At 41.6% G+C, this 12,333-nt stretch carries 9 protein-coding genes, 1 tRNA gene and 1 pseudogene; 9 read left to right on the forward strand and 2 right to left on the reverse strand.

The features are described 5' to 3' along the window. Positions 1-107: 107 nt before the first annotated feature. The 3 genes and pseudogenes from ACQ86H_RS02855 (at position 108) to ACQ86H_RS02865 (ending at position 2,590) form a co-directional block, all read left to right on the forward strand. Positions 108-527 carry an IPExxxVDY family protein gene (locus ACQ86H_RS02855; RefSeq protein WP_138818787.1) on the forward strand — a complete coding sequence of 140 codons (420 nt, stop codon included), beginning with the start codon at positions 108-110 and terminating at the stop codon, positions 525-527. Positions 528-676: 149 nt separating this feature from the next. After that, a pseudogene (gene pyk, locus ACQ86H_RS02860) lies at positions 677-2,108 on the forward strand (pyruvate kinase). Between the two features lie 397 nt (positions 2,109-2,505). After that, positions 2,506-2,590, forward strand: a tRNA-Ser gene (locus tag ACQ86H_RS02865). A gap of 323 nt (positions 2,591-2,913) precedes the next feature. On the opposite strand, the gene ACQ86H_RS02870 is transcribed toward ACQ86H_RS02865, so the two are convergent. Both ACQ86H_RS02870 and ACQ86H_RS02875 read right to left on the reverse strand, forming a co-directional pair. Beyond that, entirely contained in the window at positions 2,914-3,747 is an 834-nt protein-coding gene (locus ACQ86H_RS02870; RefSeq protein WP_431293795.1) for a DNA cytosine methyltransferase, read from the reverse strand. Beyond that, positions 3,632-3,907 (reverse strand): DNA cytosine methyltransferase, encoded by a 276-nt coding sequence (locus tag ACQ86H_RS02875; RefSeq protein WP_431293796.1) that lies wholly within the window; start codon positions 3,905-3,907, stop codon positions 3,632-3,634. The genes ACQ86H_RS02870 and ACQ86H_RS02875 overlap by 116 nt, the downstream gene beginning before the upstream one ends. 480 nt (positions 3,908-4,387) lie before the next feature. Here ACQ86H_RS02875 and ACQ86H_RS02880 point away from each other — a divergent pair, with 480 nt between their 5' ends. From ACQ86H_RS02880 to ACQ86H_RS02905, 6 genes are read left to right on the forward strand one after another with little or no spacing between them, the layout of a single operon-like run. Then, positions 4,388-4,705: a T9SS type A sorting domain-containing protein gene (locus ACQ86H_RS02880; protein ID WP_431293797.1), complete on the forward strand. Its 318-nt coding sequence runs from the start codon at positions 4,388-4,390 to the stop codon at positions 4,703-4,705. Between the two features lie 28 nt (positions 4,706-4,733). Beyond that, on the forward strand, positions 4,734-8,171 hold the full coding sequence (locus tag ACQ86H_RS02885) for an FG-GAP-like repeat-containing protein (protein ID WP_431293798.1): 3,438 nt from the start codon (positions 4,734-4,736) through the stop codon (positions 8,169-8,171). Then, positions 8,114-9,379 carry a hypothetical protein gene (locus tag ACQ86H_RS02890; RefSeq protein ID WP_431293799.1) on the forward strand — a complete coding sequence of 422 codons (1,266 nt, stop codon included), beginning with the start codon at positions 8,114-8,116 and terminating at the stop codon, positions 9,377-9,379. Before ACQ86H_RS02885 ends, ACQ86H_RS02890 begins: the two co-directional genes overlap by 58 nt. Before the next feature lie 5 nt (positions 9,380-9,384). Then, positions 9,385-10,509 carry an RHS repeat domain-containing protein gene (locus ACQ86H_RS02895; RefSeq protein WP_431293800.1) on the forward strand — a complete coding sequence of 375 codons (1,125 nt, stop codon included), beginning with the start codon at positions 9,385-9,387 and terminating at the stop codon, positions 10,507-10,509. Positions 10,510-10,559: 50 nt separating this feature from the next. Next, a complete protein-coding gene (locus ACQ86H_RS02900; protein ID WP_431293801.1) occupies positions 10,560-11,318 on the forward strand; it encodes a polymorphic toxin type 23 domain-containing protein in 759 nt (252 codons plus the stop codon). Then, the gene (locus tag ACQ86H_RS02905; protein WP_138818782.1) at positions 11,312-11,812 is read left to right on the forward strand and encodes a hypothetical protein; all 501 of its coding nucleotides are present in this window, start codon (positions 11,312-11,314) and stop codon (positions 11,810-11,812) included. Before ACQ86H_RS02900 ends, ACQ86H_RS02905 begins: the two co-directional genes overlap by 7 nt. Positions 11,813-12,333: the final 521 nt, after the last annotated feature.

Below are 12,333 nucleotides of genomic sequence, written 5' to 3' on the forward strand. Positions count from 1 at the left end.
TACAATTTTCAAATGTTTTTATTTCGATACGTAATTTTGGTACCTCAATAACACAGCGAATATAGAATTAGTTTTTTAATTTCGTTCTGTAAATAATTTATTTCGCTTTGAATAAGACTTACCTAAAACTTACCTTAGACCTTGATTTTATACTAATTGCGATCACAGCACCCCTAAAAGACTATGTGCTTTGCCACAAAATTAATACCCGGTTAAATACACAATTTGAAAAAATAGAAGACCACGAAATATTTTTTAATATCGACGAACCAGCCTGGTCTTTCTCTAAATATTACTTTTTTGTAGAGCAAGGTGAGGTAGAATACTACTTAATTTGCAATAAAAGTAGTGATGGTTTTCTAATTCCGGAGATGAGCAAAGTCGATTTTTTTATTATTATTAAAGAATTTATTGATAAGGAAGATTTGGATTATTTAATTAACGGATTGAATAAACTGCCTGATATACAGGTGGCTGCAAAGATAGATCCAACAAAATTAAAGAGTCGTGAGAATTTGGTAATATAAAAATTATATACATGGTGTATTAAATACACTATATTTGACGGTTACAAACAAAGAACAAAAAAACAAAATATATAAAATTTAATGCAGTTTGATTATTTTAGATAATAATTAGTGCTTTCTTAAACTGCATTGCTAAAATCAATTAATAAATGAAACCTTTTCATTCGAGAACTAAAATTGTCGCCACGCTTGGGCCTGCATCAGCAAAACCAGATGTATTATATAGTATGTTTAACGCAGGTTTAGATGTTTGCCGTCTAAATTTTTCACACGGATCACAAGCCGATCATCAGGCTGTTTTGGATACCATCCGCGATTTAAACAAAAAATACGAATATAATGTAGGTATCCTTGCCGATTTACAAGGCCCTAAAATCCGTATTGGTTTAGTAAAAGAAGGTGGTATTAACCTGATTAACGGAAAAACTACTGTAATTACAACTAACGAATGTATTGGTAATGAAGAACGTATTTACATCACTTACCAAAACTTTCCTCAGGATGTTCAGGCTGGAGAAATTATCCTTTTAGATGATGGAAAGCTGCAGATGAAAGTGATTTCTACCAATTTAAAAGATGAAGTAGTTTGTGAAATCGTTCACGGTGGAATTTTGACCTCAAGAAAAGGTGTTAACCTGCCAAATACTAAAGTTTCTATTCCTTCATTAACACCAGAAGATCGCGAAAACTTAGAATTTGTTTTAGAGAACGATGTAGAATGGATCGGTTTATCATTTGTGCGTAAGGCAGAAGATATTATCGAACTTAAAAAGATTATTGCTGAACGTGGCAAAACTGCCCGTGTAATCGCCAAAATAGAAAAACCAGAGGCAATTGCCAACATAGACGAGATTATTGCCGTTACAGATGGTATTATGGTGGCCCGTGGAGATTTGGGTGTTGAATGTCCGATGGAAGAAGTTCCATTGTTACAAAAAATGATTGTTGCTAAATGTAGGGCAGCTTCTAAACCAGTAATTGTGGCTACCCAGATGTTAGAGAGTATGATCACTACACCTCGCCCAACACGCGCAGAGGTGAATGATGTGGCAAATTCTGTTCTGGATGGTGCTGACGCAGTGATGCTAAGCGGCGAAACTTCAGTTGGAGAATTCCCGCTGATCGTGATCGAAACCATGCAAAAAATTATTCAGAACATTGAGCAAAACAACTATCCTTTCAATCCTGATAAATTTTTAAAACCAAAATCTCCATCTTTCTTAAGCGATGCGATTTGCGATTCGGCTTGTTTCTTAGCGAAACAGACCAATGCAGTGGGTATTGTATCGATGACTTTAAGCGGTTATACTGCTTTCGAAATTTCGAGTCACCGTCCGGAGGCTTTAACCTTTATTTTTACCAGCAACAGGGCATTATTAAATGCAGTAAGTTTGCTTTGGGGCGTTAGAGGTTTCTACTACGATAAGTGGGAAAGCACCGATAATACCATCATTGAGGTAAATGAATTCTTAAAAAGTAAAAAATTGGTTAAACAAGGCGATATCGTAATTAATACCGCCGCTATCCCGATGGAAGCAAAAAGGAAAAACCAATATGTTAAAAATTACAGTTATAGATTAATTATATAAAATTTATTGCAAGGCGCTTCATTTTAAATGAAGCGCCTTTTTTTATGCCCGCTCCTTTACATACCCGGCTAAGTGCTTATCCTTATCTTCAGATATAAGAGGGAATTAAGTCGTACTTTAGTCGGATTTGATTGTCATAAGTCCGACGAAACCCCGACTTAAGTCCGCCGAAAGTCCGTCAAAAGAGTAAAGCTGTCTGCTTTGCGAACCATCCTTTCGACCGCAGTGGAGAAATCTTTGGAATGTGTTTTATACGATTTCAGCTCTACAAAAAACAAGCGATTAAAAGGGATATAACTTAACAAAAGAATAAATTCATCAGACTGAATTTATTGTCATTAATTTTTTGTGGAGATATAAATAAAAAAATTACTTTTGCAATCCGATACGGAGAGGTGTCAGAGTGGTCGATCGAGCACGCTTGGAAAGCGTGTGTACTGCAAGGTACCGCGGGTTCGAATCCCGCCCTCTCCGCTGAGCAGGGGAATTGAAAAATTCTCCCGCTTTTTTCATATATAAGCAGCCCTTTCTCGCTCATTATCTGTGAGTTATGTGATAATAAATCTATCATTGTAGGTGTTCGATACATACCGTTTTGATAGTAGAGATTTCGCTCGAACACCACCCTTAAGAGCTCCTGTTTATCCAATGGCGACGCATTTTTATAAATAAATTCCAAGTCTGTAAGTTTTTCCACATTAGCCATCAGAATCTTATGAGTAGCATTATAGTCTCCACTCAACCTACCTATCATTCCTTCAATTATCCGCTTATTATTATTTATTGAGGAGTGCCATCTATCGTATGTCTCTTGTGAAATCTGATTTGTAATCCAATTTTCCGGGAATCCCATCATTTCCTCTACAAATAGTGGGTTCAGTTTGTGGGAAGTTTTCCCATCCCGGAATTCTATAGTTCCCGGCAGGCTCGACGGTTTCAGGACCAGGTTGCCCTCTGTGTCCTTTCGGTAATCCCTCGGATGCATCCCTTTCCAGTTCCGAAGCTAGTGGCGTTGGAAGAAGTTGCATCAACCGCGCCAGCCCCACACTTCCCGACTTGCCATTCTGATTGATCTTTCTTGGAAGACCTTTGGTTGGTTTGAATCGGTCGTTCTTGCCAATTATAGCTCCCACTGTCGCGTCGGACACTATTGGTGTGGAAGAAGCATGCGTTGCACCATCTCTGCCAGGCTCATGCCGAAACCGTTGCCGTTCATCTTCATTGCTTTTAGCCTTTCCCTTCTCTCGTCTATCTTCTGGATATCCATTGCCCCCGTATCCATTGCGACCGGAGTAGGCAATAAACCAAACCCGCTCCCTACGTTGCGGAGCGCCGAGACCTGCAGCAGGAAGTACATACGGTTGAACCTGGTATCCTTCAGTCTCCAGCTCAGCCTGTACCTGCTCGAAGACCACTCCGCCATTCCAACTAATAATTCCGCGAACATTTTCGCCCACGATCCATTGTGGTCTGATCTCCCGTATTGCTCTAAGCATGTCGGGCCACAAGTGGCGCTCATCGGCGGTTCCTTGCCGTTTCCCGGCGACGCTGAACGGCTGGCAGGAAATCCCCGGTGAGGATGTCAATGCTACTCCTGTGCGGTCTGAAGTCTGTTTCTTTAATGTTGCCATAGCTCTTTGCTTTTGGGTAATAATAACTCAACACTTGTTTACAGAATGCACTGAGTTCACAGTGAAACACATTGTCCCATCCCATCCATCCTGCTGCCAGGTCAAAGCCGCCTATTCCACTGAATAAACTTCTATGCCTGAATTTTCTCTTTCCTTTCATTCTGGCCTCCTCGTTTAAGGGGCGGTTATCGGACCATCGGGTACGGTGGCAAAATTGGATATGGATGATTTACAATTATGATACTTTGGTAGTAGGTAATAAATTTAACCTGATAGAAATTGAACCAGCTCTCCATTAAGAGGATCGCAAAAGAATTCCGAAAAGCTATTCCATTATTGATTGCGCTACGCAATGGTTTCGGTTGGAAAATTGGTTCGTGTAAAAAACTGATTGGTTGACATCCTGAAAAACAGGCGGTTGATGTAAAAAAAATTATTTCGACTAAAATTTTAGGTAAAATCGATCATCAGATTTTAACGAAACCTCTCTACAATGGAAAAGTGCGCTCTATTCTTTTTCGTATTTACATTAGCCTTTTTAAAAAATTTGATCGCGCAGAAACTGGCCTTCAGCTATGACGCATCTGGGAATCAGACCGAGCGGCGCTGGGTATGTATAAACTGTCCATCCGCGAGACAGATGGCAACAGCGAATAAAAACCTTATTACTCCCGGAAGCGAACTGGGAAGCGAGGGGCTTATTACTGAACGGGGTATAAAGGCCTACCCAAACCCACTTAAGGAAACGCTCAACGTTTCCTGGAGTGCCCCAGATAAAATCTTTCTCAAAAGCCTGGATGTATATAGTGTCGGCGGCAACAAGGTTTTTAGAATGTCATATAAGCCTGATGAACGCCAAACTGTTATTCCTTTTCAACAATTACCACCCGGTACTTATCTATTGGTCGGGCAGTATTCCGATTTGAAAACAGAAACGATAAAGTTGATTAAACACTAACCTCTCATTTTTCAAAAACATCGCTCCAATGAAAAATATTTCTATACTCTTGCTAATAGTTTTTGCCCTCAGCTTTCAGATCAGCCGAGCACAGGTTAAGACCAACTTACCGAAAAAAACTAACGACACAACTAAACGTATTATCATTCCCGGACAGGAATTAAAGTTTATTAAAGGCAGTATCCCTGTATTCAAGACCGACGCATCAGCTGGGAAAGGTGCCAATGCTACAAAAAATGTCTATTATCCTCCGGGCGACCCCGGTCACCCCGGCGATCCGGGAGACCCTAATGATCCAATAGACCCAAGAGATCCGGGAGACCCTGTTGGTCCTGTTATATTTTCTACAGCAGGTAGGATTGCAGGAAGCGTAGATGTATCCGCTACAGGTGGCGCAACTTATTCTATTCCCCTGACCCTGCCGCCAGGACTAGGCAATGCTGTGCCTAAGCTTGCATTGGTCTATAATAGTCAGGGAGGCAATGGGAGCCTTGGCTTGGGTTGGAGCCTATCAGGTTTATCTACTATTACACGTATACCTGCTACAATGTTCCACGACGGATTTATAGGAAATACATACTGGGATTCAAAAGACCGCTTTGCCCTGGATGGGCAAAGGTTAATGCTTAAGAGCGGGGTTTATGGCGCGGATGGTTCGGAATACCAGACCGAAAACTATTCTAATATCAGGATATTCTCCAGAGGGGAATCAGGAATTGGGCCAGATTATTTTGAAGTAATCCACCCTGATGGCTCAAAAGTTTACTATGGAGTTGGTGTTGCTTCTGAAACATCCTTGACCTATGCCATTACTTATTCTGAAAACCCACTTGGTGCGCGGATTAGCTACCATTATAACAATAGTAACAATAATCTATCTATTGCGCGGATAGAATATGGCAGTTTGGGTAACTCTGCTAGTCTAAACCAAATTGTTTTCAATTACATGTCGGCAACTAGGGGTGAACAAGCATATGCCGGGGGTGCTGAATCCTACAGTTCCAACTTGCTTAGTAATATTTCTGTTATTGCCAATGGCAGTGGCTTCCGAAATTACCAGTTAGACTACGGTACGGTATCTGACCTCAACTATCAGCGGATAACGGCGGTACAGGAAAAGAATGGGGACGGGACAACACCCCTTGCACCGGTTTCTTTTACCTATGGGGCTACCGGAAATATTATCCCTTCCAGTACCATTTCAAATTTTGGCATATCTGGAATTGATTTCAACAACTCGGAAATTGTAACAGCCGATTTTACCGGTAACGGTACAATGGATTTTCTGTGGTACAATAAAGCCGATAAAACCAAATTCTATGCTTTTTATGATATGGTTCCAAGTGGTTCAAATCTTCAGTGGGGCATGCCTGTCAATACCGGTGCTTTCAAAGAACTGATTCCGGCTACCTGGCTAAGTCATAATAATAAATTATTGCCACAACAGGGCTTGATCGTAGTTAAGGACAACGGACCGGGCGCTTACAAATTTGAGATGCTTTCCGCAGGCATTACATCTACTGTTTATTATCAATATGACAGGGTATGGGATACGGCCCCATACAGTCCGACATTCTATGCAGAATGTGATGGGATCACCTATCAGGGCACTCCGCTTGATATTAAGTTTGTTTCGGGGGATTTCAATGGAGATGGGCTCACTGATGTTATCGGGATAAACAATTCCTATGCGCTTCTAAATAAATTTTACGGTGCAGACCCCGTAACGGGGGATAATTTCTGTGACTATTTATTCGGAGATGTTGGCTCCTCTGCTTACCTGATTAATATGGACCGGAGACTAACTTCCGGTTATGTGACAAATATAGGAGCACTCGCTGTCTCCTATCGTACAGGCCAACCTCTCTTAACCGCAGACTTTAATGGCGATGGAAAAACAGATATCCTTCAGCTCTCGGATGGTTATTTAGTGGTCTACTCAATGAATGACGCAGGAACACTAGAACTTTTGTGGCAAACTCCTGGTGCGCCTACGAGCAGTACTGATATTCCCTTAATTGGAGACTACAATGGGGACGGGAAAATGGACATCATGTTTTCGACAGGATATAATTCACAGTTTTCAACGTTTATATCCACAGGTTATTCGTTTTTAAAATATACCCAAAACCAACCTTTTTCGAACACTGCGGCTTATTGGTCACCAGGACCAGGGTCTGGCTATGAAGTATTACGTCAATACTATCTTGTTTCCAATGACGTGGACGGCGATGGAAAAACAGATATTATCAGAGGAGAGACCGTTTCGCAAAATGGAGTGAACGGCGGGACAATAAACCTCAATATTTATTATAACCTAGGCCCATCTTCCTCAGATCATACACCAACCTTTGGCTCATCCTATTCTATGAGCCAGTTTACAAATCTCAAGCATAACCCAATCCCGATATTCCTAAATCCAAACCGAAAGAACTTCAGGCCCGAATTTGGATTTATAAGTGATGCCACTATTTCGCTATTTAAATTTCAGAAAGATTTTAGGGATGAGGTGCAGATCACAGGTATTTATCAGGATGGAGTAACGCACTCGATCACCTATAACGAACTTAGCGGTGAACAGAGTACAACTGATATTGAACTCTACCAAGCGGGAAACAGCCAAACTTATCCCTATGCTGACTCGTATACGCTACCTGGAGTGAGCGTGGTCAGTAAGCTGGCAAGGAATTATAACGGGGAGCAAATTCAGCAAGTATTTGGTTATGGCAAAGCCGTAAGCCACATTGGCGGACTGGGGTTTATGGGCTTTGGCGAACTCACACGTAGTAATTGGCATGTAAACAGTAGTGACAATAACAGGATGTTTAATATCAGTATTTCTGATCCGCTTCTACGGGGTGCAGCAGTCAGAAGTTTCAGTGCAAAATCAACCTACATCAATTCGTCGATAAAAGATATGGCCCTGACACCAACAAACACTGCAGACGGGGCATCGCTGAACGACTATATCAGCAGGACAGACCAGGTTTACAGCACACAGCTTTTGCCGAATAAAGTCCTCGTAAACCTAGCTGTGGGAACAATTAGTAAAGATATGCTTGGTGGAACTTTCAGTACTCAAACTATGGAATATGATAATTTCTATAATGTTACTAAAAGCATAGGCAATTTTAACGGTGAGGGATCAAAAACAACAGACATTACTTATGATAACAATCCGGCCGGTAATTACATCGGAAGGATATTGTCCAGCAAGGCTACCCTAACTAATGGGGCAGAGATTTTTACAACGGAAGACGAATATACTTATAGTGGTTTTTTGCCAAGCCGGGTAAAAAAGAAAGGAAACAACACAGGCTGGGTTATAGAGGATATGACCTATGACAGTTTTGGTAATGTGACCCAAAAACGACGACGGCACCCGGTGGTGCCCAGCGGACTATTTCAATGCAGTATGACGGATCAGGAAGGTTTATGGTCAGTTCAACAGATATTAATGGGATGACCACTACTTGTACTTATAATAGTAGTACTGGAAATCTGCTTACTGCAACCAATCCTTTTGGGCAGACGACAACCAATGATTATGATACCTGGGGCAGGGTAATTTCAATCACCGACTATCTCGGCAAGGTGACAGCCACAACGTATGCAACCGCGCCGAACGGGGGTATTACAATTACGCAGATCAATGATGAGGGCGGCGTTGCTGGCACTGCCTTAAACGCGTTCGAGCAAAAAATAAGCAGCTATACTAAAACCGTACTGGGAGACAACCTGGCATCCGAAACGGAATATGATGTTTATGGTCGTCTTGCCCGTCAGAGCGAACAAGCTGCACAAGGTTCGGCTAGCCAGTGGAACGACACCGCATATGATGAATATGGAAGGGTAAAACAAACTACCAGTTTTACTGGCAAAGTGACCAATATCAGTTATGGTGGATTAAGCACTACAATGAACGATGGAATCAAAAGCATAACCTCTACCAAAAACGCAATGGGCCAGGTGGTGAGCTTACAAGATCCTGGAGGGACAATCAACTATACTTATTTTGCCAATGGCAATTTGAAAACCGCCGATTATAGCGGGATTGTACAGACCATGGAACAGGATGGCTGGGGACGAAAAACCAGGCTCACTGATCCATCTGCCGGGGTATACGAATACCAGTATGATGAGTGGGGGCAGGTGATCAAAGAAATAACACCCAAAGGGACCACAGAAATGACCTATGATGGTGCGGGTAATCTGACGCAGAAAAAAATCACTGGTGATGAAACCAATATCCAACAAGACTATACATATGATGGTACAACCAAGTTGCTGAGAGCTATGGCGCTGACCAATGCCGATGGCAATAATGCGACTTATACCTACAATTATGACGGAGACAAAAGGATAAGTAGCACAGTTGAAGATAATCTGCACGCCCGCTTCGTCAAAGGATATACTTATGACAGCTTTGGCCGGATTAGCACGGAAAGTTACGAGGCAAAAAACAAAGCCAATAATATCGTAGCCGCCAAAAGTATAGAATTGCAATACCAGAACGGCTGGCTTGTGCAAACAACTTTACAGGGCACCGGGCAGATACTTTGGAAGGTGGATCTGCTAGATGGCAGGGGGAATTTAACACAAGCTATGCAAGGGACGGCATTAAAAAAACCATTCAGTACGATGCCTATGGATTGCCACAGCAGAACCTGTTAGAAAACGTGTCTGGTACACCCGTAACCCTGATGAGCCTCGGTTATAGTTATGATGCGCAGCGGGGTTTATTAAACAGTAGGAGCAACAGCGCCTTTAACTGGAGCGAAAGCTTCAGCTATGATAACCAGGATCGGCTCACTGCATTTAATGATAACGTGGGCAATAACAGCCAAGTATACGACAATCGCGGAAGGATAACCGACAATAGCCAGTTAGGAACTTACACTTATGATGGCAATACTTACCGCCAAAGTGAGCTTATGCTAAATACTGGTGCCAATCCTTATTATCAAACTGACCATCCGCTTCAACAGATCAGCTATAATGCTTTTAAAAGTCCCGTGGAGATTATAGAGCAAGGTAAGGAGCGTGTCAGCTTTCAGTATAATGCGTTACTTGGCCGGGCGCACATGTATTATGGCGATGAACAGGTCGATAAAATGTTGCGTAGGTACAGGCGGCATTATAGCGAAGATGGTGTCATGGAAATTACTAACGATATACAGTCGGGAAAAACCAGTTTTGTTTTTTATCTGGGTGGCGATGCATACAATGCCCCGGCTATTTGGAAAGAAGAATACTCGTCGGGAAGCGTGCAGACTGCTAACTTATATTACCTGCACCGTGACCATTTGGGAAGCATTGTAATGATCACTAACGACCAGGGAGCAGTGGTCGAGAAGCGTCAATTTGATGCGTGGGGCAATATTGTGAAAATACAGGACGGGCTTGGGAATGATCTTGCTGCATTTCTAGTATTGGACAGGGGCTATACCGGCCACGAACACTTATTAGGGGTAGGGTTGATCCATATGAATGGACGTTTGTATGACCCTAGACTACACCGTTTCTTATCTCCTGATAATTTTGTACAAGATCTTTACAATACTCAAAATTATAACAGGTATGGTTACGCAATGAACAACCCACTAATGTTTACCGACCCAAGTGGGGAGTTTATCTGGGCATTTGTTGCGGTTGGGGCTCTCATAGGAGCATTAACCGGTGGAATAAGTTATGTGGCGTCGGCAATAAGGACAGACAGCTGGAACTGGGGCTCGCTAGGAATGTCTATGTTGTCGGGGGCCGTTATCGGGGGAATTACGGGGGGGTCAATCCCTCCGCATTAATAAGTAATTCATTAACGACAACTTTTGCGACAGCCTTCGTTGGCGGTTTTATGCCATCTGCAAACTTTTCGCTCGGAGATTTTAATTTCAGTATTTCTCCATCAATAGTTTTTGGCAAGTCGTTCGGTATGGGTGCAAATTTAAGCGTCGGATACTCAACAGGGAAATGGAATTTTGCCGCCGGATTCGGGTTCATGGCTTATAGTAACTATCAAGGCTTTGGGAAAGGAGGTGCTGAAATCCGCGCTTCTCTTATGGGTGGTTATGATAACGGAACAAATGGATTTAACTTAGGCACTAATCAATGGTGGGGAACGGGCGAAATGAGCGAATTTAAACAAAGGACCGGCTTGATCGATTTTCATTTTGGAGATTTCAAGGTGTCCTATGAAAATGACGGCGGAAAACCGATTGCTCAGATGCGTTTAGGTGACAGAAATGATAGTTATAGAACAGCGGCATTAAGCTTGTCTTACAAAAAAATCGGTGTAGCTTTTAGTCTTTTTACAGGTAATAGAAGTTTGGCAAACCAAAGAACTGAGAAATTTGCTGAAAGAGCATCAGAAGATCAATTTGGTGTATACCACAGAAATACATACGTAAACGAGACGGGCACCCGTTACAGGCTCGGCGCTTTAACTGTTTCATACGGAAATTATAGGGCCGGTGTAGATAGCGAACACGTACGTCATGCAATCCAAAATAGTGTCATCCACCGATTTATTCACGATACTGAATTTACTAACCAGTCATGGAACTGGAATGGCTTTTCTCAATATAAGACACGTAATAGCTTTACATCATGGTAAGAAAAATTGTGGCTATGGCCGTGGCAGTCCTTTTATCAGGATGCCAGGTTCGAACAGAATATGGCAAGATAAGAAATACAAATGCACCGAAGGGAGGGGAAGTGGATACAAAGGTCTTTAGCATTATAGATACCGCAAAGATATATGAGCAGGTTGGCGCGATTGATACTGCCCATAACGAAACATTACAGAACGTTAAGCAAGAATTTGTCAAATTTTATAGTAATGGGAAAATAGCCACATTCTCCAATTACGACCCTAATGATGTCTCTTCTCTTAATCCAAGGAAAGCAGATATGGGATTTTACGAGTATAAAGATCAAAATTTAAAAGTAAGATTCTTTTTTAAACATCCTCAAGGAGGTGGCTGGGTTAAGGGTGTGTACAAAAAAACCGTTAACGATGATTTCTATATGACTTCTGGGAGCCTCTTAATACGTTATAAAATCCGTAATCTACCCCGTAAGTTTTTAATATATAAGCCTGATTGGTAATTAAATGTTCACTGAGAATGAGTCCATGACGACTTCCTCCGATGACCATTCATTCAATGAGATTGGGATCGGCGATATGAAAGGAAACGTATTTGTTGACAGCAGGCAGTCAGTAATGCCGCCGGACAATTTCCAGCTTAAGGTAATAAAAAATAAAAAAGGTGAATCAGATATTGTAGTCACTAATTGTGATCCAATGAGTACGGCTGATGCACAAAACAATCATAAGCTTTAAAGCGACTGTTGTTTGAGTTTTGAATCGGAACAATAATTTTAAAGCAGCGAAGGAAGCTTTTTCTAAATTTCAGAAAGGCTCAGGTGCATTGATTTTCTAAATAAGAATAGTGTAGTGGATTAACCCGGAATTTATCCCAGCTGTAAAATTATAGGAATGGATACGGTATTTATGTTTTAAGTTGCCATGAATAGACTTGTTTTTACTTTTCTGATCTTTATGAAAAATGGGAGAAATATTTTTTTATGTTTTTTTGCTTGTCCTTATGGACTGGAATACTGTTTGT

The sequence above is a fragment of the Pedobacter sp. P26 genome (genome assembly GCF_050632135.1).
Lineage (GTDB): Bacteria > Bacteroidota > Bacteroidia > Sphingobacteriales > Sphingobacteriaceae > Pedobacter.